Genomic DNA, 22,482 nt, shown 5'->3' with positions numbered 1-22,482 from the left:
CGATCGCGCCCCGCTCTCCGGGTGGAGGGCGGGGCGCGGGTGGTGCGGGGTGGGTCAGGCCTGCAGGCCGGCCTCGATCTCGAGGGTGATGGTGATCTTGTCGCCGACGACGGCGCCGCCGCCTTCGAGGGGCATGTCGATGGTAATGCCGAAGTCCTTGCGGTTGAGGACGGTGGTGGCCTCGAAGCCGGCGACCGGGCCGTTGCCCATGCCGGGGTTGACGCCGCCGAATTCGAGGGCGAGTTCGACGGGGCGGGTGACGCCGTGGAGGGTGAAGTCGCCCTCGACCACGTAGTCGTCGCCCTTGGCGCGGACGGCGGTGGAGGTGAAGGTGGCGGTGGGGTACTGCTCGGCGTCGAAGAAGTCGGCGGACTTGATGTGGGCGTCGCGGTCGGTGTTCTTGGTGTCGATGGACGCGACCTGGATTTCGGCGGTGACGGTGGCGGTGCCGTCCTCGGCGACGGTGATGGCGCCGGTGAAGTCGTTGAACGTGCCGCGGACCTTGCTGACCATGAGGTGGCGGACGGAGAAGCCGACGGTGGAGTGGACCGAGTCGATGGCCCAGGTTCCGGCGGTGAGGTTGGGCAGGGTGGTGGTGGCGGTGGTCATGAAAACTCCTCGGATCGTCGACAACACAGTTAGTTGAAACTTCAAGTGCTTGTAGCTTCAACTATGGACGCTGGGGATTTCTTCCGCAACCGTAGTGTGACGCCTGTCACTTCCCGCATGTGAGTGCCGTGGTGTGTCCGGGGACGCTTTCTCACTCACGTGGGGGGAGGCAGGCGCGCGCGGCGGCGACGATCGTGGCGCCGGCCGCATCGAGCGGTTCGGTGCTGCGCAGCGCGCGGGCGAGGACGAACGCGCCCTCCAGGCCGGTGATGAATCCCAGGATCAGGCGCCTCGCCGCGGTTTCCTCGAAGCCGCGGTCGCGCAGCAGCGCGCTGCCCGCATCGATCCAACTCGTGAACACGTCCGCCGTGGCCACGCGGAGCACCTCGTTGGTGCTCGCGACCTCGAGTGCGACCGTGGCGATGGGGCAGGCGTCCGCGTAATCGGTGGCTACCAGGGTCTCGCCCGCCAGGCGGAACCCTGCCTCGATTCCCTCCAGGATGTCGGGGTACGCGTCCAAGATTGCGAACACCAACCGGGCGTACTCCTCGCCGGACGTCCGGATGACCTCTTCCCCGAGTTGCTGCTTGCCGCCAGGGAAGAAGTGGTAGATGGAACCGAACGGGGCCCGTGCCTCGGCGGCGACCTGCTTGAGGCCGGTTCCGGTATAGCCGTTGCGGCGGAAGAGTTCGCCGCTCGTGCCGAGGATCCGGGCCTTCGTGTCGTTCATTTTCTACCTCCGGCCGTTGCGCTCGGTGCGTACCTCATCGTACCGTGAGAATAAGTAGAACGATCTATCAAATGGAGTGAGTGCCATGAAGCAGATCGAACTCTCGGCAGGCACCGTGGAGTATCGCGACACCGGTGGCGACGGTCCGGTGCTCGTGTTCATCTCCGGGGTGACGATCGACGGCACCGTCTGGCGGCACGTCGTCGACCGCCTCGCTCCCGACTACCGCTGCATCCTCCCGACCCTCCCGCTCGGCGCGCACCGGATCCCGATGCGCGAGGACGCCGACCTGTCATTGCGGGGACTCGGACTGCTCGTCGGCGAGTTCCTCGACCGACTCGACCTGACCGACGTCACGCTCGTCCAGAACGACTGGGGTGGCGCCCAGGTGCTCATCGCTCTCGGCGACACCCGCCGCCTCGCCGCCCTCGTGCTCACTCCGTGTGAGGCGTTCGACAACTACCCGCCCGGAATTCCCGGTCGCGCAATAGCTCTCGCCGCCGCGGTGCCCGGGGGGTCTGGCCTTGGCCATGCAGGCACTGCGATTCACGGCGATGCGGCGGGCGCCCGCGTCGTGGGGTTGGATGAGCAAGCGGCCGGTGCCGAAGCCCGTGATGGACGCGTGGTTCCGGCCCGCGACCACCGACCGTCGGGTGCGACGGGATCTCCGCAAATACGGGACGTCCCTGCCGGCGAAGGTGACGCTGCGGCAATGGGCGGACGCGAACCGCCGGTTCGACCGGCCGGTCCTCGTGCTGTGGGCCGTCGAGGACAAGGTGATGCCCCGCGACCACGGCCGGCGCCTGGCCGAGTTGTACCCACGCGGCGAACTGCTGGAGGTCGACGACAGTTACACATTGATGCCCGAGGACCGGCCGGACGTCGTGGCGGACGCGATTCGGCGGCTTCGCCCCCCTGTGAGTACTTGTTAACCGCGGGCGGTTAACAAGTACTCACGGCTGGGAGTCGGGCTCGGGCTGGGAGTGGTTGGTGGTAGGTGCGGACTGCTCGCGGCGCTCGAATTCGAGGTCCATCTCCAGGTCCTCGTGCTGGTTGTGCCGGAACAGGATGAGGAAGACGACCCAGCCGACGAGTGCGACGAGGATGTAGCTGACGACGCGGTAGACGAACACGGCGGCGAGGGCCTGCGACGCGGTGGCGCCCGCAGCCGTCAGGGTGGCGATCAGCGTGCCGTCGACGAATCCCAGCCCGCCGGGGGCGAGCGGGATACTGGCCACGGCCTTGGCGGCGGCGAACGCGATCAGCAGGCCCGCGAGCGACGGTGCCGCTCCCACCGCCCAGCACGCGAAACCCAGGCACGCGACGTCGGCGAGCCGGTGCACGGCCGACCACCCGAACGTGATGACGGTGTCCTTGCGGCTGAGCTCGACCGAGTCGAGCTGGCCGAGGATCTCCTTCCACCGCTCGACGCCGGTGCCGGGAGGGTTCTCGCGGAACCTGTTGTACCGGGCGAGTACCCAGTTGCCGATCGATTCGATCGAGTCGGGATTGCGTGAGATGTATCGCAATCCGTAGAACAGTGCGAACGCGGCCACCAGCGACAGCACGAGGGTGACCGGGCTCACCTTGGTGCCCACCGCGAATGCGCCTGCGGCGCCGAGGAGCGCGAGGCTGCCCGCGGCGATGACGCCGGAGATCGCGAGCTGCCACGACGCCACGATGGGGGTCGCGCCCCACTTGCGGGTCTGCTTGTATGTGAAGGCCGTCGAGAACACCTGACCGGCCGGCAGGCTCACGGCCATCGCGGTGCTCGCGTAGATCACCGACACCGACTTCAACTGGCTGACGACGACACCGCCCGCCTGCAGCAGCCGTTGCTGGACGGCGCCGTATCCGCTGAGGGAGACGGCCTGGGCGGCGATACACGCGGCGACCCACCCCCAGTGGATCTCGGTGAGTGCTTTCCACGAGTCGCTGAGTGTGGGCCACAGGTAAATGCCCTCGACGGTCAGCAGGGCCAGGAGGCCGGCGCCGAGTAGCCATTTGATCCACCAGTATCGGCTTCGCTGCCGAGGAGGCTCGGCAGTGGGCGGGTCGGATCGAGGCTGGGCCACCTGGCCAGCGTAACCAACGGATAGCGGATTACTCCGGATAGTCCTCCGGCCAAGCCAGGTGGGTGTTGCGGCGTCGGCCCCGCAGCTGGACCTGTTCGCCGAGTTCCCAGTGGGCCTGTTCGTCGTCGTCGGCGAAGTACAGCGCGCTCGTCGAGGCCAGCACTCGGCTGGGGTGGAGCTTGGCCAGCTCGGTGAGCCGCGACGCCTCGTTGACCGGGTCTCCGATCACCGTGTACTCGAAACGTTCGGCGGCGCCGATGTTGCCGGCGACGGCGAGCCCGGCGGAGACGCCGATGCCGACGTCGAGGCCGGTGATCTCGTTCAACGCGAACCGCAGTTCCCGGGCCGCGGCGAGCGCCGCCGTCGGTGCGTCGGGGCGGTCGAGCGGGGCCCCGAAGATCGCGAGCGCTGCGTCGCCCATGAACTTGTTGACGAAGCCGTGGTGGCGGTCGATCACGTCGACGACGACGCGGAAGAACTCGTTGAGCAGGTTCACGACCTCGCCGGGGGGACGCTCCGCGGCGGCGCCGGTGGAGCCGACCATGTCGACGAACAGGACGGCCACGAATCTGGTCTCACCGCCGAGTTCGGTACCGAACTGCAGTGCCCGCCGCGCGACGTCCTCGCCGACGTGCTGGCCGAACAATTCGCGCAGGAGACGCCGCTCGTCCGACTCTCGCATCATCCGGTTGAACCCGACCTGCAGTCGCCCGATCTCGGAGCCGTCGAAGACCTCGACCCGGACGTCGGTGGCGCCGCGCTGGACGCGTTCGATGGCTCGTCGCAGCTGCTTGATGGGGTCGGAGATCTGACTGGCCGTCAGCATCGACAGCGCGAAGGCCTGCGCGATGGCGATGATCGACAGCAGCATGATCGCCCATGCGAGCGCGTCGGGGGAGAACACGAGGTCGGTGGTGATCTGGGTCACGCACAGGAGGATGATGCCGATGACGGGCATCAGCGTTCCGAGTCCCCACGTCATGGCCATCCGGGTGCCGACGCCGGGCGCCATGGTCCGGTCGAATTCGCCCTCGCTGAGCGCGCGGGCGGCGACGGGACGCAGGATCCGTTCGCCGAGCATGTAGGTGAAGCCGAACGTCGTGGTGGCGGCCATGCAGACGGTGACGATCACTGCGACCGCGAGTTCCGGCATCTCGGTGATGGTGAGCAGGACGAAGATGATGCCGCCGAGGATCCACAGCACCAGGTGCACGATCGCCTGTCGCAGGGGCGCGTGCAGCGCCGACATCTGCTCGCTGCGCGTCGGCGGACCGCCGCGCAATTGCCAGCGGACGACGGACCGCAGCATCATCGCGGCGGCGGTGAGACTCACCACGGCGGCGAACGCGAGATAGCCGCCGAAGATCGCGACGTTACGCACCCGGTCGGCCATGATGGCCTGCGATTCGGGGATCGGCACGCCGTAGCGCACGAAGGCGAACACGAGGATGGCGCCGATGAAATTGGCGAGAAGCATCGAAACCATATAGAGCGGCCATCTGCTGCGAACCGTCGCCGCGATCGCTCTATAGGATTTGCGCACGACGTTCAATTTAGCGGGGGGTGTACCGGGTGGCGTAGGACACGTCCCCCAAATGGCGCATTTCGCGCGCTCCGCGCGTGTTTCCCACGCGAATCACCCGGCGTTCCCCGAACCTCGATACGCTCCGCAGGTGAACGCGAACGAGCAGCGCTCGGAAACAGCCGCGGAAACACAGGGTGGGGGCCGTGCGTCGGCGGCCGTGCATCCGGTGGTGCGGGTGGCAGCCGAATGGACGTGGCGTCTTCTCGTCATCTTCGCGGGTCTGCTGACGCTCGGCTACATCGTGACCAGGCTCGACACCGTCCTGATCCCGGTGGGTCTGGCGCTCCTCGCGTCGGCGTTGCTGGTACCGCTCGTCGACTGGTTGCAGCTCAAGGGGGTGCCGCGGTCGGCGGCGGTCCTGGTCGTCCTCATCGGCTCGATCGGCATCGTCGCCGGGATCATGACGTTCGTCGTCGAGCAGTTCATCGAAGGACTTCCCGGCCTCACCGAACAATTCGAGGCGTCCGTCACACAGATCCAGGGGTGGCTCACCGACGGACCGTTCCATTTCAGCGAGGATCAGATCCGGCAGGCCGGCGACTCGGTGGTGAAGTCCATCCAGGACAACCGGCAGCAGCTGACGAGCGGCGCGCTGACCACGGCCACGGTGGTCGGCGAAATCTTCACCGGCGCCCTGCTGACACTGTTCACTCTCATCTTCTTCCTCTACGGCGGAACCCAGATCTGGGAATTTGTCACCCGCCTCGTGCCCACCGCGTCGCGGCGGCGGGTCCGGCTGGCGGGAAGTCAGGGATTCGGCTCGCTCGTCGGGTACGTCCGGGCGACGGTGGCGGTGGCCGCGGCGGACGCCGTCGGGATCGGCGCGGGACTCGCGATCCTCGGGGTCCCGCTCGCCCTGCCCCTGGCGTCGCTGGTGTTCATCGGTGCGTTCATCCCGATCGTCGGTGCGTTTCTCACCGGGTTCCTCGCGGTGCTCGTCGCGCTGGTCACCCAGGGGTTCCTGACCGCACTGATCGTGCTCGGCATCATCATCGGGGTGATGCAGCTCGAGGCCCACGTGCTGCAGCCCCTGCTGCTGGGCCGCGCGGTCCGGCTGCACCCGCTCGCGGTGGTCCTGGCCATCACCACCGGCATCGTGCTCGCCGGCATCGTCGGCGGCCTCCTCGCCGTGCCGATCGTCGCGCTACTGAACACGGCGGTGCGGTCCCTGCTCTCCGCGGACCCCGAGGCCACCTACGAGGAGCTCGAGGTCGACGACCCCGCGGTCCCGCTGTATCCGGCCGAGGCCGACGGAACACCACATCCCCACCCGACGGCGGCAGACGACACGGCGCAGACCCATGACCGACGAGAGTGAGCGCCGCACCCGACTGCACTACCGTCCGCGCACCCCGGCCGAGCCCGACACCCAGCCGGACGCACCACTGTGGCGGGCCGCACAGGCGTTCCGCCTCGTCACGCTGATCTACGCCATCAGCTACCAGTTCGTGTCGGTGCAGTACTACACCCACCCACGGCTCAGCTGGTTCTTCGTCGCGTTGATGGCGGTGTGGTCCGGGCTGTCCGCGGTCCTGCTGTCCCACGGGAAGGTCCCGCGGTATCAGATCGTGATCGCCGACCAGTTGGTGGTCATCGCCCTGATGGCGTCGACTCGCCTTGTCGCCGATCATGATTGGTACACCAACCATCAGACCCTGCCCACCACGCTGTGGGTCACCAACGCCGTCATCTCCGCCGCCGTCTACGGCGGACCGTGGCTCGGCATGGCGTCGGGGGTGCTGATGGCGACGGTGAGCGCCGTGGTGCGCGACCAGGTGAACCTCGACCTGTGGCGGGACGCGACGGCGCCCGTCCTCGTTTCGGTGGGGCTCGCGCTCGGACTCGCCACCACCACCGCGCGGCGCGCGCAGGCCCAGTTGGAGCAGGCCGTGCGGTTGGCCGCCGCGACCGAGGAACGGGAACGGCTCGCCCGTGAGGTGCACGACGGCGTCCTGCAGGTGCTCGCGCTCGTCCGTCGTCGCGGCAACGAGATCGGCGGGCCGGCAGCCGAACTCGCGGACCTCGCCGGGGAGCAGGAGGTGGCGCTGCGCATGCTGATCTCCGAGCAGGGGGCCGGAGTGGCGTCGGATCTGGGTGGCAGCGCACTCGACCTCCGACTGCTGCTCGGCACGCGGGCCAGCACCACGGTGTCGGTCTCGACCCCCGCCGCGCCCGTGACGATCGAACGGCACAGGGCAACGGAGCTCGCCGCGGTAGTCGACACGGCGCTGTCCAACGTCGCGCTGCACGCCGGCGCGGGCGCGAAGGCATACGTGCTGCTGGAGGATCTCGGCGACGAAGTGATCGTCAGCGTCCGCGACGACGGCAGCGGCATCGCGCCGGGCCGGCTCGCCGAAGCGGAGGCCGAGGGACGCATGGGAGTATCGAAATCCATTCTGGGACGCGTCGGTGCGCTCGGCGGTACCGCCGAACTCGACACCGACCCCGGCCAGGGCACCGAATGGGAGATCCGCGTGCCGAAGGGAGACGACACACATGGGTGACACGGATACCGGCGAACAGATCACCGTGATGGTCGTCGACGACCACCCGATGTGGCGGGACGCCGTCGCCCGCGACCTCGAGGGCGCCGGGTTCGGCGTCGTCGCCACCGCGGACGGTGTCGCCACCGCCGGACGCCGCGCAGCCGCGACACGGCCCGATGTCGTGCTCATGGACATGCAACTGCCCGACGGAAACGGCGCCGGCGCCACCGCCGCCGTCCTCGAGGTGTCGCCCGACAGCCGGGTGCTGGTGCTGTCGGCGTCGTCCGAGCGCGACGACGTCCTCGACGCCGTCAAGGCAGGCGCGTCCGGGTACCTCGTGAAGAGCGCGTCCGTGGAGGAACTGCTCGACGCGGTCCGGGCCACCGCGGCGGGGCAGGCGGTGTTCACCCCGGGCCTCGCCGGACTCGTGCTGGGGGAGTACCGCCGCATGTCGAGCGCGCCCGCCGCCGAGCAGGGACCCGCGGTGCCGAAGCTGACGGAACGAGAGACGGAGGTGCTGCGGTTCGTCGCGAAGGGCCTGAGCGCCAAGCAGATTGCGACCAAACTGTCGCTGAGCCACCGGACCGTCGAGAACCACGTGCAGGCCACACTCCGCAAGCTGCAACTGGCCAACCGCGTCGAGCTGACCCGGTACGCCATCGAGCAGGGCCTCGAGTAGCCGTGAGTACTTGTTAACGTCCGGCGGTTAACAAGTACTCACGGGCGCTAGCCTGGTGGACATGGAGGCACGGGACCTACGCGTATCGGATGCGGAGCGGGAACACGTCGGCGAACTGCTGCAGCGTGCGGTGGGCCAGGGGATGCTCTCGCTCGGCGAATTCACCGAGCGGATGGACACGGCACTCGCCGCGAAGACGCGGGCGGAGCTGAACGTCGTCCTGGTGGATCTCCCGGGAATCCAGCTGATCTCCGAGTTCACGCCGCCGCCGTACCCCGATCAGCCGTACGTGTCGCGACCGGCGCCGCCGGTCCCGCCGGTCGCGCACCGGTCGCCGGCGCCGCCGCCGGGGGACGTCATCCGGGGCCGGATGTCGTCGGTCAGCCGGACCGGTTCCTGGAACGTTCCCCCCGCCCTCGAGGTGAACACCCGGCTGTCGACGGTGACGCTCGACTTCACGCGGGCCGTCATGTCCACGCAGGTGGTGTACGTGACGATCGACGACTACGCGAGCACGATCTCGCTGGTCGTGCCAGAGGAGGCGACGGTCGACCTCAACGGGGTGGAGACGGTCGGCGGTTCCGCGAACAACAAGGTGCGGACCGGACCTCCGATCGGACCGCTGCACGTCGTGGTCCGCGGCAAGGTCCGGTTCGGGAACGTGACCGCGAAACACCCTTTCGGCACGTCGATCCGCCGGATGTTCGGGTAGCACGACCCAGGCCGCTCGAGTAGGCCTACTCATGTGTGGGCGCCGTCGTCGCCGGACGATGGATCCATGTCCACACCTGGTATTCCTTCAGTCGACCCCCGGCTCGTCGCGCAGCTCTCCGGCGACTTCTCGGCGCTCGGTCAGCAGATGCGTCACGTGGGTGAGAACCTCGCCGTCCTGCAGGCGCAACTCGCGAGCGTCCCGCGGCCCCAAGCGCAACCGCAACCGCAACTGCAACCTCAGCCGGCGCCCCAACCGATGTACCGGCCCCCGGTGCCGCAGGCGCCGCCGAGTGCGCCGGTGCCGCAGGCGCCGCCGAGTGCACCGCCACCCCCGCAGCCCCTCGCGTACCGGCCCGCTCCCGTGCCGCCGCCCCGGGTGGTGCGCGACCCCTGGTGGCAGCGCGACGGGATGATCAGCCGCGTGCTGGCCGTCGCGGGTGTGGCCGTCACCCTCATCGGGGTGGTGATGCTGCTCGTGCTGGCGGCGCAGGCCGGATTCTTCGGCCCCGAACTGCGTGTCGCGGCGGGCGGGCTGTTCTCGGCCGCACTGGTCTGCACCGGCATCCGCGTCTTCGGACGTCCGGGCGGACGGGTCGGCGGGATCGCGCTCGCGGCAACGGGTATCGCGGGCGCCTATCTCGACGTCGTGGCCGTGGCCGTCGTCTACCACTGGTTGCTGCCGGTACTCGCGATGGTTGTCGCGCTCGGGATCGCGGGAGCCGGTGTCGCACTGGCCGTCCGGTGGGATGCGCAACCCCTCGCGCTGCTCGTGGTGACCGGTGCCGCCGTGCTCGCGCCCGTTCTCACCGACGGGGTGACTCTCACGCTCGTCGGGTTCCTGTTCGTCATCCAGGTCGCCAGCTTCCCCGCGCAGGTCGGCCGCGACTGGCCGTACCTGTCGATCGCGCGGACGGGTCCGGTGGTGATCGCGTTGCTGATCGCGACCGCGAGTTCCGGACTGTCCGAGCGGCCGGAGAAGTACTGGCTGCTCGCCTCCGCGGCCCTGGTTGCCGCCTTCGGTCTGGTGACGTCGATCATCCTGCTGCGCAGCAACTCTCGTGACGTCACCGCGACCGCGATGATCGTCGCCACGGCTGTCCCGACGCTGGTGCTCGGGCACCTGTTCGACCGCCTCGTGTCTGCGTCGATCGCGCTGGCACTGGCCGCCGTGATGTTCGGGGCGTTCGCCTTGGCGCGGTCGTTGCCGCGTCACGCGCGGATCGCTCTCGCCGGAGTGGGAACCCTGGCGCTGCTCGAGGCGTGCCTGATCGGGTCGAGCGAGGACCTCGCGCCCCTCGTCCTGCTCGGGGTGGCGGCGCTGTTCCTGACCGTCGGAGGGCAGGCGGACTCCCGGATCGCGTACGCCGTCGGCGCCGTCTTCACCGTCGTGGGCGGGATCGCGTTCCTGGTTACCGCTCCGCCGTTCGTCCTGGTCGACGAGGACAGTGCGCTGGATGCGCTCGGGGTGATAACGGTGCTGTCTGCCCTGGTGCTGGCGGGAACGGTCTTTCTGTTCGTCTGGTACGCGCACTCGCTGACACTGTTGAGCGACGACAATGCCCAGCCGTGCTGGGTGCTGGCCGGGCTGGTGATCCTGTACGCGGTCACCACGGCAACGGTGTCGGCGGGCACGGCGCTCACCGGGACGTCCGCCGGATTCATCGCGGGGCACTGCGCCGCGACCATCGCGTGGATGGCGGCGGCGACGGCGGCCCTGGTGTTCGGACTGGCTCGCCGCGACTACGCGCACACCGCGCTCGGCGTCGGACTGGGACTGACCGGCGCGGCGCTGGCCAAACTGTTCCTGTTCGACCTGGCCACCCTCGACGGACTGTTCCGCGTCCTCGCGTTCCTCGTCGTCGGCCTGCTGCTGCTCCTCGCCGGCACCCGCTACGCGCGTGAATTCGCGGAGCGGGATGCCGGACGCGAAACGCCGAACGGCTCCGTCAGCGCCGGTTCTGCCGAGCGATGAGTTCGCTGACACTCACCGCGTTGCCGTCGTCCGCGCGATGCCGTCCGCTCGAGGCGTCGTCCGGATCGACGGGCGGCTCCTCGACGCTACGACGACGGGAGCCGTTGGCCGGAGCCCCGTTGGCGGGTGTGCCATTGGTGCCGTTCGTGCGCCTGCCGCCGTGGACGGGCTCCGGCGGTTCGGCCGCGCGTCGCCTCGACGGGATCGGCGGCACCGGGCGGGCAGGAGACGACCGGGGGGTCTCCTGCTCGTACGGTGCGGGCACCGAACGGGGCGAGCGGGTGGGCAGTGACGGCGCCGACGCGCTCGGCCGCGGTTCCGCCGGAGAGGAGATCGGCCGGGGTTCGGCGGCCGACGTGGACCGCAGGTCCGCGAGCCAACTCTCGATGGGACGCGACTCGGTGGCCGGACCCGGCGCCGGAGCCGCCGGACGTGGCCGCGGTGCCGGCCGCTGCGGTGCGGGCCGTGGTGGCGGTGCGGGACGGGACTGCGTCGGCTGGGACTGCGACGGGGCCGGCTGGGACTGCGGCGGTGCCGCCCGCGGCGGGGCGGGCTGCGGCAGAACGGTGGTCTGCGGTTCCTCCGGCGAAGTGTCCGCGACGTCCTCCGGCGGACGGGCGGGCCTGCCGGTGGCCGACCGCCGAGCCTCGTTCTGCGCCCGGCGGGTCTTCGCGTCGTCCTTCGACAGTTTTGCCGCCAGCGCCCGCGCCGCGACCAGCGGGATCGGTTCCGTGAGCGGTTCCGGTTTCCGCGGTGCCGGCGGCGCCGAGACCTTCCGCTGCGGCGGGACGGCACCGATCGGGGTCAGTTCCGGGACGTCGGCGGGCATCAATTCGCTGTCCAGGATGGGCTCACCGAGACCGGTCTTCTCCTGGATGCGTTTCATCCACGCCGGCGCCCACCAGCAGTCGTCGCCGAGCAGTTTCATCGTGGCGGGCACGAGGAACATGCGGATGAGGGTCGCGTCGATGATCAGTGCGGCGATCATGCCGTAGGAGATGTACTTCATCATCACCAGTTCGGAGAACCCGAACGCGCCGGTGACGACTATGAGGATCAGGGCAGCGGCCGTGATGATGCGGCCGGTGTGCGCGGTACCGATACGGATCGACTCGGTGGTACTCGCCCCCTGCGCCCGCGCCTCGACCATGCGGGAGAGCAGGAACACCTCGTAGTCGGTGGACAGGCCGTAGACGATCGCGATGATCAGCACCAGCACCGGCGACATGATCGGGCCGGGGGTGAAGTTCAACCACCCCGAGCCGTGACCGTCGATGAAGATCCACGTCAGGATGCCGAGTGTGGATCCGAGTCCCAGCGCGCTCATCAACGCCGCCTTGATCGGCAGCACCAGCGATCCGAACGTCAGGAACATCAGCAGAGTGGTCAGTACGAGGACGGAGATCACCATCGTCGGCAGGTGGTCGAGCAGCGCGGCGATGCTGTCCTGCTCGATTGCCGGGGTGCCGCCCACCAGCACCTGCACCCCGTCCGGTTTGTCCATGGCGCGGAGATAGTCGATGGTCGGTTTCGACTCGTTGCGGTCGACGAGACCCGCCTTGAGGACGACCACACCGTCCTTGGCCGCGCCCTCCGGGGAGAACCGTTCGATCAGTCCCGGCGCGCCGCTGGCCTCCTTGATGATCTGGCCGAGCGCCTTGTTGTCCGCGTCGGAGACGACGAGCTTCACCGGTTCGGTGCGCAGATTCGGGAAGATCTCGTCGAACTGTTCCTGCGCGGCTCGGGTCGAGCTGCCCGGGGGGAGGTAGGTCTCGTTGATGCCACCGAACTTGATGCCGGTCAGCGGCACGATCAGCAGCAGCAGCCCGACGACGATGGGGATCGTGACCTTGAGCGGGTTACGCATCACCCAGCGGGTCAACCGGCCCCAGATGCTCGCCTCGATCTCCTCGGTGTTCCGCGTCTGGCGGAAGCGCTCGGTGCTGAGGGCGTCGATGCGCTTGCCGAGGATGCCGAGGATGGCGGGCAGGATCGTGATCGACGTCAGTGCCGCGAGCCCGACCGTCGCGATGGCGCCGTAGGCGACGGACTTCAGGAAGCCCTGCGGGAACAGCAGCAGACCGCCGAGGCTGGCCACGATCATCGTCGCCGAGAACACGACGGTACGGCCGGCGGTCATCACCGTTCTGCGGACGGCGGAGCGGGTGTCGTACCCCTCCGCCATCTCTTCCCGGAACCGGCTGACGATGAACAACCCGTAGTCGATGGCCAGGCCGAGACCCACGAGGGAGACCACGGGCGCGACGAACGAGTTGACCTCGGTGAAATTGGTGATGAGCCGGACGATGCCGTTGGCGCCGACCACGGTCAGGCCGCCGATGATCAGCGGCAGCGCCGCCGCGACGACACCGCCGAACACGAAGAACAGAAGGATGCCGACGGCAGGGATCGCCAGCATCTCCATCCGCCGGATGTCCTTGGCCATCGTGTCGTTGAGCGCACCCGACACGGGCTGGAGTCCGGCGAGTTGCACGTCGACGCCGTCGATGGAGAACTCGTCCTTGACGTCCCGGAAATTGGCGGTGACCTCGGTGTCGTTGTCACCGACGATCGCGATGCTCTCGATCGCGTGCTGCTTGTCGGCGTCCGCCGCGGACGCCAGCTGCGGTGCGGTGCCGACCTTGAAATACCCGCCGTTGATCTTGAGGATCTTGTCCGGGTGTTCCGCGGCCACGCGCTCGAGGTTCTCGACGACCTTCGCCTGGAACTCCGGGTCCTCGATCGTCTTGCCCTCGGGCGCCGTGTAGAGCGCGACGACATCGCTGTTGGTGTCGCGACCGAAGGTGCCGTCAGCCAGCTTGGCGGCGGCGACCGACTCCGAGCCCGGATCGTCCCAGCCGCTCTGGCTGAGATGCTTCTCGAGGCCCAGGCCGTACGCGGCCGAACCCAGCAACAAGGCAACCATGATGCCGATGACGGTGAATCGGGCCCGGTAGACGACGCTTCCCCAGCTCGCGAACACTGATCAACTCCTACTCGGCAGCACTCTTCCGCCCGACGAGCAGGGCGGAAAGCGGTCGGAACGGCTGCAACCAGGCACCCTCGTCGGGCAGTGTGTCGAGGCTGACCCGAGGGAGCGGCTCCCGGAACACGCCGGGGATGTCCTCGAGATCGACGAAGTCCAGAAGGTCGGACGCGACCGCCCAGCTGGCGTGCTCGCGGAACCCGAGTATCTGGACCGGAATGCCGGTCGCGGCGATGTCCTCCAACGGTTCGCGAAACGCTTGACCGTCGGCGGAGGCGACCATGACACCGGCCAGCCCCTCACCATGACGAAGCGCGATGTGGTCCAGCATGTCGGAATCGACGTCGCTGTCCTCATCGACCTTCGGCTTGGCGAACACCGCGAAGCCCACATTACGCAAGGCCTCGACCCACGGTCTCACGACATCGGCGCTGCCAGCCGCGATGTTGGTGAAGACGGTCGCCTCGGGTTCGAGGGTGTCGGTGCCGGACGCGGACAGTTCCGCGGTCCGGGAGAGCAGCCAGCGGCCGAGTGCGTCGAATCGTGGCCGGTAGGCGGCCGTGGGCCGGCCGCCGAGGATGGCGCCGAGGCCCATGTCGAGGTTGGGTGCGTCCCAGACCAGGAGAACCCGCTTCTGGTGACGTCCGTCACGTGCCCCCGCCGCGGGAGATCCTGACGACACCGCGGCGCCTGCCGGGGCGGTGCCGGCCGTGTCGGAGTACTGCTCGCTGACGCTCATGGCCTGATCTTCCCCCAAATCAACTCGGTGATCGCACTGCCGACCTGGTGGGCCTTGTCCTCGAACTTCGTCACCGGGCGCTCGTGCGTCATCGGCGACTCCCAGTCGAGGGAGGTCAGGAGGGGTTCGGCGTTGCCCGCCTCGGCGATGGCCTCGGCGTACTCGGCGTGGTCTGTTGCGACATGCAACACACCGCCGGCCTTCAGCCTGCTCGCGATCAGGGCGAAAGTGGGGGCCTGCAGCAGGCGCCGCTTGTGATGGCGGGCCTTCGGCCACGGGTCCGGGAAGAAGACACGGACACCGGTGAGTGATTCCGGTTCGATCATGTTCTCGAGAACGTCCATGGCGTCGCCGCGCAGGACCCGGATGTTCGGGATCTCGTCCCGCTCGATCTGCTGAAGCAACTGCGCGAGCCCGGGCCGGTAGACCTCGACGGCCATGAGGTTCACGTGCGGTTCGGCCTTGGCCATCGCCGCGGTCGCGGTGCCCGTCCCCGAGCCGATCTCCAGGATCAGGGGGGCGTCGCGGCCGAACCAGGACGTCGCATCCAGGCGATCGTCGGTGACGTCCGCGCCGATCTTCGGCCACTGCCGGTCCCAGGACTCCTGCTGGGCGGCGGTCAGAGCGCCCCTGCGCGAGCGAAAACTTGTCACCCTCGGGTGGAGACGGGACCCCTTCGAGTCCTTCGTCTGCCCCTCCTCGGGGACGGCGGGTGCATCCTGATCAGCGTGGTTCACCGGACCATTGTCACGCATGCGTGGCGTTTCCGGCATACGGGTCTGAAGTTCACATTGAGACTTTTTCGGTAATCCGGTGCCCAGCCTGCACGGTTGCCCACGCCGATTCGGTCCGGGTCTGACAGAATCGGCGCGGTACGAAGGGGGGTGACTGCGTCATGGGCACAGCAGATGCCGGGGGCGGGGAACTGGCGGAACTCGCCGGGGACGTCGCGTCCCGGGACCGCACGGCCGGCGAGCGCGTGCGCGAGGCCGTGGCCGTGTTCCGGGCGCCGATTCGCGTCCAGACCGCCGGTCGGGCGGGTGTGGGCCGGTCCACGGTGGCCGCGGCGCTGACCGCGGTCGCGATCCCGGGAGTCGTCGTGGAGGAGACGGATCCCGTCGATGTGCCCGGTGCGCCCGACCCCGTTCTGGACGCGGACGTGGTGGTCTACGTCGTCGTCGAAACGGTGCGCGACGCCGACCGGGACGCGGTGCGGCCGCTGGATCCGGCGCAGACATTCTTCGTTCTCAACAAATCGGACACGGTGGGCGAGTCGCGGGCGCCGGCAGACGCGTGGGAGGCCGCGGTCGCGCGTGCCGCCGAGTGCGCGACCGAGGGCGGCCTTCCTGCTCTGCCCCTGATCGGGACGCTCGCGACCGCGGGTGATCCGAACAGCGGGATCGGCGCGGTGTCGGCCGCCATCGCCGACCGGGCCGCCCGAATCCGGGCGGCCCGCGGCGAGACGCTCCTGACGTCGCTGCGGTCGCTGGCGGCACGCAGCGCGGCGGCCCGGGACGTGCTGGAGGCGTATCTCGCCGGCGACGACGCCGTCGCACTCGCGGCCCTCGCGGCCCGGCTCCACCTGGACGACTGCGCCGCGGAGGCGCCGGAGCCGCCCCGAAATGCCGAGGACGCCGCGAGGTGCGCGGACTGGTGGCGCGCACAACAGGCCCTGCAACCGACGGCCCGCGGGCGCCGAGCCGCCGTCGACGTGCGGCGTCACTACGTGCGCGTGTGGCAACAGCTGAGCGGCAGTCGCGGCGCGTGACCGCCCACCAGTGGTCGGATCTGCCTGCGGAGACGGTCGACGTCGTCACGCGGTGGAATCCGGACGCCGCCGCGCGTCTGCGGTCCGGTGCTGCACCGGGGAGCGGCGTCTTCGTGGCCGGACCGCGCCGGTCCGGGAAGTCGACGCTCGTGCGCGGGCTCCGCGCGCTCGATCGGTCCGCCCTCGCGTTCGTGGACGATCCGGTCGACGCCCTCGTCGTTCTGATGGTGCTCGACGCCGCGGCGCCGCTCGGGCGCGAGGAGCTGTCCGCCCTCGATCTCGTCGCGCGCCCCGCCGGTCCCGTGGTGTTCGCACTCACCAAGACCGACGTCCACGGGGACTGGGCGCGGGTGAGCGAACGCAACCGGGCGCTGCTCGCCGCTCATTCGCCGCGATTCGCCGACTCGACGATCCACCCCGTGGCGGCCGGCGGGTCCGGGGTCGAGGCCGTGCTCGCCGCACTCCTGTCCGCCGCGCGCGACGACACGCGCGACAGCCGTTCCGCCGTCGAGATCGTGCTCGAGCAGACCCGGCGCATGATCGTCACCACCGCGCGGTCCGTACGGGACTCCGAGCCCGGCGCGGATCTGCGCGCCGAGCGGGTGCGCTCGCTCGCGCAACGTGACGGTGGGCGCACCGAACGGGTCGCGCAGTTGCGCGGGCAGGTACAGCTCGCGAAGGTCGAGTTGATGCACGAGGTCGCGTCGCAGGTTCGTGCGGTGGGAACGACAGTGCGCGCCGAGATCGATCGCGCCGGGCGCGGGACCCTCGCCGGGTACCCGGACCGGCTGACCGAGGTCGTGGGCGAGCGGAGCGGCGCGGTCGACGCCGCGGTGACCGCGCGACTCGACACCCTGACGTCCCGTCTGGGGGTTACCGGATCGACACCCGCGACCGACGTTCCGTTGCCGGCCCCCGTCGCGCCGGACGGGCCCGAACCGCGGCACCGCGGAGTCGAGGACCGGATGACGGTGCTGATCGGCGCGTCCGCGGGGCTCGGTCTGGGCAGGCTGGTGGTCTCGCCGCTGTCGATGGTGCCCGTCGTCGACTTCGCGACCATCCCGCTCACCCTGGCGCTGGGCGCGGTCGCGGCGTGGTGGCTGACGCGGGCGCGCGGGCACGTCGCCGAGCGTGCCCACGTTCGGCAGTGGGCCACCGAGGCCCTGGTCCACGTCCGGTCCCAGTGGGAGCAGTTCGCCCTCGGCCGACTGCTCGCAGCGGAGACCCGGGTGAGTGAGGCGATCATCGCCGAGGGCCGGGTGTGCGCCGGGAAGGTGGACGAGCGGGTCGCGCAGATCGACGCCGAACTCCGTCGGGTCGGCGCGAGACGCTCCGGGCAGCTGTCCTCCTGCGAACGCGACCTCGCGGCGGTCGACCGCGGACTGCAGGAGGTCCGCCGGCGCGCGGGGGAACCGAAACGAACTGTCGAACGTCTGAATACATAGGTATCCGACCGATGTTCGCCCGATTTGCTGTGGGATCGTGTTGAATTATCTTGATATGTCTTGATTCGTGCGTGAAAATCGTTCGAAATGTGAAGGGAGACCGCGGTGGCGACGACGGAGAGTTTTCTGATCCCGGACGTGCCGGACGTCGATCCGAGCACTTTCGGCCCCGATTCCGGGGCGATCGCCCTCACCGACCCGACCCACGACATCGACGGAGACGGGGTCCTGGACACCCAGACCTTCGAGGCCGGCGACGCGGTCGTCATCGCCTCTGACCTCGACTCGGACGGCGACGCAGACCATCTGACGCTGATCCACGACGACGGCGCCTATGCGTCGTGGGAGTTTCACCGCGACGGCGACGGCGTCGTGCACTGGCAGCAGACCGATGGCGGGACTCTCGGTAACGGCTGAACGCCTCCGAAATCCGCACTCCAGACCCGGGAAAGGCCCCTGGCAACGCTACTGAATCGTTCTTGTGACCATTCCAACCGCACCCGATTCCCCGAGATGGGACTCGCGGCGTTAACCTCTAGGGATAGGACACCCGGCGCCCGCGTCTTCCATGTGGCATGGACGGCCTGGCTGGACCCCGCCGAGAGGGGAAATCGGACCGTCTGGCACTCGCTGTGAGGTTCTCTCAGCGGACGGCAGATGGTCCGGTTCCGGCTCACCCCAGGAGAGTTTGATGACCTCAGCGACCATTCCCGGTCTGAACGGAACTGACGGCACGCCCCCCACGGAGCACAGTGAGCTGCTCGCCTGGGTTCGAGAGGTTGCCGAACTCACTCAGCCCGAACGGGTCGTCTTCGCAGACGGCTCGGACGCCGAATGGGATCGACTGACCGAGCAGCTCGTCGAGGCAGGCACGTTCACCCGCCTCAACGACGAGAAGAAGCCGAATTCGTTCGTCGGCAACTCCGACCCGTCGGATGTCGCCCGCGTCGAGTCGCGCACCTACATCTGCTCCCGTGAAGAGATCGACGCCGGGCCCACCAACAACTGGATGGACCCGACCGAGATGCGGTCGCTCATGACCGACCTCTACCGCGGCAGTATGCGCGGACGCACCATGTACGTGGTGCCGTTCTGCATGGGGCCCCTCGGCGCCGACGACCCGAAGCTGGGTGTCGAGATCACCGACTCCGAGTACGTCGTCGTGTCGATGCGCATCATGACGCGCATGGGTACCGCTGCCATGGAGAAGCTCGGCACCGACAAGCCGTTCGTGAAGGCGCTGCACTCGGTCGGCGCACCGCTCGCAGAGGGTCAGGCCGACGTCCCGTGGCCGTGCAACGACACCAAGTACATCACCCACTTCCCCGAGGATCGTGAGATCTGGAGCTACGGTTCCGGCTACGGCGGAAACGCTCTGCTCGGTAAGAAGTGCTACTCGCTGCGCATCGCATCGGCGATGGCCCACGACGAGGGCTGGCTCGCCGAGCACATGCTGATCCTCAAGCTGATCTCCCCGGAGGACAAGCCGTACTACATCGCGGCCGCGTTCCCGAGCGCCTGCGGCAAGACCAACCTCGCGATGATCCAGCCGACCATCCCCGGATGGCGCGCCGAGACCCTCGGCGACGACATCGCGTGGATGCGGTTCGGTGAGGACGGCCGCCTGTACGCCGTCAACCCGGAGTACGGATTCTTCGGCGTCGCGCCGGGCACCAACTACGGCTCGAACCCGAATGCGATGAAGACGCTCGAGGCGGGCAACTCGCTGTACACGAACGTCGCGCAGACCGACGACGGCGACGTGTGGTGGGAGGGCCTCGAAGGAGACCCGCAGCACCTCGTCGACTGGAAGGGCAACGAGTGGACGCCCGACTCCGACCAGAAGGCCGCGCACCCCAACTCGCGCTACTGCACCCCGATGTCGCAGTGCCCGATCCTCGCCCCCGAGTGGGACGACCCGCAGGGTGTGCCGATCTCGGCGATCCTGTTCGGCGGACGCCGTAAGACGACGGTCCCGCTGGTCAGCGAGTCCTTCGACTGGCAGCACGGCACGTTCCTGGGTGCCACGCTGTCGTCCGAGCAGACCGCGGCCGCCGAGGGTGCCGTCGGCACCGTCCGCCGCGACCCGATGGCCATGATCCCGTTCATCGGCTACAACGCCGGCGACTACCTGAACCACTGGATCAACCTCGGCAAGCACGCGGATGCCGAGAAGCTGCCGAAGATTTTCTACGTCAACTGGTTCCGTCGTGGCGACGACGGCCGCTTCCTGTGGCCCGGTTTCGGCGAGAACTCCCGCGTGCTGAAGTGGATCGTCGACCGCATCGAGCACAAGGCCGGCGCCGAGTCCACCCCGATCGGATTCGTTCCGACCGCAGCCGATCTCGAGCTCGGTGGCCTGGACGTCGACGCCAACGACGTCGACGAGGCGCTGAAGGTCGACGTCGACGAGTGGAAGAAGGAGCTGCCGCTCATCGAGGAGTGGTTCGAGTTCCTCGGCGAGAAGGTTCCCTCCGGCATCCGTGACGAGTTCGAGGCCCTGAAGCAGCGCCTGAGCTAGTCCCACCCCGGTGACCGAATGTCACAGTGGTTCAGTTCGACTGAACCACTGTGACATTCGTCGTTCCAGGGGACGTCCCCCAAGTAAACGCATACCATTCGGTTTGTAAAGGCCTCGATTCTCGAAGCTCACGCGACGAAAGGATTGCAGATGCAGACAGGGACCAGCAGGGGCATGAAACGACTCGCCGGAGGTGCCGCACTCGCTGCCGCGGCCGCCGCCACCGTAGCCATGACCATGCCGGCGACGGCGTCCGCAGCGACGGAAGTCCAGCCTCCCACCGTGGTGACCGCGGCCGACGGAAACACCCTCGACATCACCGTCACCAACCCCAACGTCCTGAATCTGCTGGACGCCCAGTCCTGCGGTGCAGTAGCTTTCGACGCCACCAAGTTGCCCGCCGTGCTCGCCGATCCCGCCGTGGTGCTCGAGCCGGGATTCGTCGCGTGGGCCACCGCCCCGCTGGAGCGGGTCGTCGCCAACCAGGCCGGTAACGCGGTCAAGACGTTCACCACACCGGAACTCCCGGACGGCGCCTACGCGGTCATCGGCGAATGCCTGTCCCTGACGACCGTCGCGAACCCCCAGACCACGCTGCCGCAGATCGTCCTCGTCGGCGGCCCGCTGGGTGGAATTCAGTTCGGCAGTTAGGCCCTCCGGGCCTGTGCGCCTTTCTGGTAGCTGCAGCAACCAGAAAGGCGCACAGGGGGCGAAGCCGCCTATCCCGCGTAGCCGGGCGGCATCAGGACGGATTTGGTCTCGCAGAAGGCTTCGAGCCCTTCCGGTCCGTTCTCGCGGCCGATGCCGGAGGCCTTGTAGCCGCCGAACGGTGATCCCGGATCGAATGCGTACCAGTTGATGGCGTACGTGCCGGTGCGGATCTGCTTCGCGACGGCGAGGCCGTGATCGATGTCGGTGGTGTACACCGAGCCGGCGAGTCCGTAGTCGGAATCGTTCGCGATCTTGATCGCCTCGTCCTCGGAGTCGTAGGGGATCACCGACAGGACGGGTCCGAAGATCTCCTCACGGGCGATGGTCATCGAGTTGTCGACGTCGGCGAAGATCGTCGGCTCCACGTACCAGCCCTTGTCGAGGCCCGCGGGGCGGCCGCCGCCGAGCACCACGCGGGCGCCCTCGTCCTTGCCCTTGGCGATGTAGCCCTCGACGCGGTTACGCTGCTTCTCCGAGATCAGCGGCCCGAGTTGCGCGGCCGGGTCCGACGGATCGCCGACGGCCATGAATCCGGCACCCGCCACGAGCGCGTCCAGGACCTCGTCGTACCGGGACCGCGGGGCCAGGATGCGGGTCTGCGCGACACACGCCTGGCCGGTGTTCATCAGCCCGGACATCACGAGCATCGGCATGGTGGACGCGAGATCGGCGTCCTCGAGGATGATGGCCGCCGACTTGCCGCCCAGTTCGAGGGAGCAGCGCTTGAGGTTCTGTGCGGCGATGGCCCCGATCTTGCGGCCGACGGGACTGCTGCCGGTGAACGTGATCTTGTCGATCCCGGGATGCGACACCAGGTACTCGCCGGTCTCGGCGCCGCCGGGCAGGACGGAGATGACGCCTTCGGGTACCCCCGCCTCGGCAAAGATCTCGGCGAGAACGTGTGTGGAGAGCGGAGATTCGGGTGCCGGCTTCAGCAGCACGGTGCAGCCGGCGAGCAGTGCCGGGGACAGCTTGTTGACGGCGAGGAACAGCGGCACGTTCCAGGCGAGGACCGCGGCCACCACACCGACCGGCTCGCGCAGCACCTTCGTCTGGCCGAACACACCGGTGCGGGTCTGCTCCCACTCGAACTCGTTCGCGAGACCGGCGTAGAAATTCAGGGTCGCGAGCGACGGCGTCTGCTGCATCATCCCGACCATCGCGGGCGGCTGACCCATCTCCGACGAGATCAGCGCGTTGAGGGTGTCGCCGCGCTCCTCGATGAGTTTCGCGGCCTTCGCCAGGATCTCACCGCGCTCGGCGGGTGTGGTCTGCGGCCACGGACCCTCGTCGAATGCCTGCCTGGCCGTGGCGACGGCGTCGTCGATGTCGGCCGGTGACGCGACGGGACAGCGGCCGACGCGTTCCTCGGTGGCCGGGGAGAACACGTCGAGTACCTGATCGGTGGCCGGGGCCACCCACTTGCCGCCGATGTAGAGCTTGTCGTAGTCGGTCATTTGTC

Annotated in this window: 18 protein-coding genes and 1 pseudogene; 11 read left to right on the top strand and 8 right to left on the bottom strand. The window is 68.7% G+C overall.

Features of this window, described 5'->3' with window-relative positions:
* Positions 1–54 precede the first annotated feature (54 nt).
* Together ACFTWF_RS27440 and ACFTWF_RS27435 are read right to left on the bottom strand one after the other, a co-directional pair.
* On the bottom strand, positions 55–609 hold the full coding sequence (locus tag ACFTWF_RS27440; protein WP_378464346.1) for a YceI family protein: 555 nt from the start codon (positions 607–609) through the stop codon (positions 55–57).
* Positions 610–760: 151 nt separating this feature from the next.
* On the bottom strand, positions 761–1,339 hold the full coding sequence (locus ACFTWF_RS27435) for a TetR/AcrR family transcriptional regulator (RefSeq protein ID WP_378464298.1): 579 nt from the start codon (positions 1,337–1,339) through the stop codon (positions 761–763).
* A gap of 85 nt (positions 1,340–1,424) precedes the next feature.
* Here ACFTWF_RS27435 and ACFTWF_RS27430 point away from each other — a divergent pair.
* Positions 1,425–2,271, top strand: a pseudogene (locus ACFTWF_RS27430) (alpha/beta fold hydrolase).
* Positions 2,272–2,292: 21 nt separating this feature from the next.
* Here ACFTWF_RS27430 and ACFTWF_RS27425 read toward each other — a convergent pair.
* A complete protein-coding gene (locus ACFTWF_RS27425; protein WP_378464297.1) occupies positions 2,293–3,414 on the bottom strand; it encodes a YbhN family protein in 1,122 nt (373 codons plus the stop codon).
* A gap of 28 nt (positions 3,415–3,442) precedes the next feature.
* Positions 3,443–4,900: an adenylate/guanylate cyclase domain-containing protein gene (locus ACFTWF_RS27420; RefSeq protein ID WP_185730025.1), complete on the bottom strand. Its 1,458-nt coding sequence runs from the start codon at positions 4,898–4,900 to the stop codon at positions 3,443–3,445.
* Between the two features lie 187 nt (positions 4,901–5,087).
* Here ACFTWF_RS27420 and ACFTWF_RS27415 point away from each other — a divergent pair, with 187 nt between their 5' ends.
* The 5 genes from ACFTWF_RS27415 (at position 5,088) to ACFTWF_RS27395 (ending at position 10,850) form a co-directional block, all read left to right on the top strand.
* Positions 5,088–6,317, top strand: coding sequence for an AI-2E family transporter (locus ACFTWF_RS27415; protein ID WP_378464296.1), 1,230 nt, complete (start codon positions 5,088–5,090; stop codon positions 6,315–6,317).
* On the top strand, positions 6,301–7,503 hold the full coding sequence (gene macS, locus ACFTWF_RS27410; RefSeq protein WP_378464295.1) for a MacS family sensor histidine kinase: 1,203 nt from the start codon (positions 6,301–6,303) through the stop codon (positions 7,501–7,503). Before ACFTWF_RS27415 ends, macS begins: the two co-directional genes overlap by 17 nt.
* Positions 7,496–8,164: a response regulator gene (locus tag ACFTWF_RS27405; RefSeq protein ID WP_378464294.1), complete on the top strand. Its 669-nt coding sequence runs from the start codon at positions 7,496–7,498 to the stop codon at positions 8,162–8,164. Before macS ends, ACFTWF_RS27405 begins: the two co-directional genes overlap by 8 nt.
* A gap of 61 nt (positions 8,165–8,225) precedes the next feature.
* Complete coding sequence (locus ACFTWF_RS27400) at positions 8,226–8,876, top strand: DUF1707 domain-containing protein (protein ID WP_378464293.1); 651 nt, start codon at positions 8,226–8,228, stop codon at positions 8,874–8,876.
* Between the two features lie 66 nt (positions 8,877–8,942).
* A complete protein-coding gene (locus ACFTWF_RS27395; RefSeq protein WP_378464292.1) occupies positions 8,943–10,850 on the top strand; it encodes a DUF2339 domain-containing protein in 1,908 nt (635 codons plus the stop codon).
* On the opposite strand, the gene ACFTWF_RS27390 is transcribed toward ACFTWF_RS27395, so the two are convergent.
* The 3 genes from ACFTWF_RS27390 to trmB are packed head-to-tail and all read right to left on the bottom strand — an operon-like array spanning position 10,825 to position 15,348.
* Positions 10,825–13,833 carry an MMPL family transporter gene (locus tag ACFTWF_RS27390; protein WP_378464291.1) on the bottom strand — a complete coding sequence of 1,003 codons (3,009 nt, stop codon included), beginning with the start codon at positions 13,831–13,833 and terminating at the stop codon, positions 10,825–10,827. The two genes, ACFTWF_RS27395 and ACFTWF_RS27390, sit on opposite strands and share 26 nt — an antisense overlap.
* Positions 13,834–13,843: 10 nt before the next feature.
* Entirely contained in the window at positions 13,844–14,575 is a 732-nt protein-coding gene (locus ACFTWF_RS27385) for an NYN domain-containing protein (RefSeq protein WP_378464290.1), read from the bottom strand.
* On the bottom strand, positions 14,572–15,348 hold the full coding sequence (trmB, locus tag ACFTWF_RS27380) for a tRNA (guanosine(46)-N7)-methyltransferase TrmB (RefSeq protein WP_378464289.1): 777 nt from the start codon (positions 15,346–15,348) through the stop codon (positions 14,572–14,574). Before trmB ends, ACFTWF_RS27385 begins: the two co-directional genes overlap by 4 nt.
* 122 nt (positions 15,349–15,470) lie before the next feature.
* On the opposite strand from trmB, the gene ACFTWF_RS27375 reads away from it, so the two are divergent.
* The 5 genes from ACFTWF_RS27375 (at position 15,471) to ACFTWF_RS27355 (ending at position 20,960) form a co-directional block, all read left to right on the top strand.
* Positions 15,471–16,343, top strand: coding sequence for a hypothetical protein (locus tag ACFTWF_RS27375; RefSeq protein WP_378464288.1), 873 nt, complete (start codon positions 15,471–15,473; stop codon positions 16,341–16,343).
* Entirely contained in the window at positions 16,310–17,788 is a 1,479-nt protein-coding gene (locus ACFTWF_RS27370) for a hypothetical protein (RefSeq protein WP_378464287.1), read from the top strand. Before ACFTWF_RS27375 ends, ACFTWF_RS27370 begins: the two co-directional genes overlap by 34 nt.
* 105 nt (positions 17,789–17,893) lie before the next feature.
* Complete coding sequence (locus ACFTWF_RS27365) at positions 17,894–18,205, top strand: DUF6802 family protein (protein ID WP_378464286.1); 312 nt, start codon at positions 17,894–17,896, stop codon at positions 18,203–18,205.
* Between the two features lie 274 nt (positions 18,206–18,479).
* Positions 18,480–20,309: a phosphoenolpyruvate carboxykinase (GTP) gene (locus ACFTWF_RS27360; protein ID WP_378464285.1), complete on the top strand. Its 1,830-nt coding sequence runs from the start codon at positions 18,480–18,482 to the stop codon at positions 20,307–20,309.
* A 150-nt stretch (positions 20,310–20,459) separates the two neighbouring features.
* On the top strand, positions 20,460–20,960 hold the full coding sequence (locus tag ACFTWF_RS27355) for a hypothetical protein (RefSeq protein WP_378464284.1): 501 nt from the start codon (positions 20,460–20,462) through the stop codon (positions 20,958–20,960).
* Positions 20,961–21,028: 68 nt separating this feature from the next.
* On the opposite strand, the gene ACFTWF_RS27350 is transcribed toward ACFTWF_RS27355, so the two are convergent.
* Entirely contained in the window at positions 21,029–22,477 is a 1,449-nt protein-coding gene (locus ACFTWF_RS27350; protein ID WP_378464283.1) for an aldehyde dehydrogenase, read from the bottom strand.
* Positions 22,478–22,482 lie beyond the last annotated feature (5 nt).

This window comes from Rhodococcus sp. NPDC056960 (assembly GCF_042674125.1).
GTDB lineage: Bacteria > Actinomycetota > Actinomycetes > Mycobacteriales > Mycobacteriaceae > Rhodococcus_F.
This window is presented reverse-complemented; position numbering and strand designations above follow the sequence as displayed.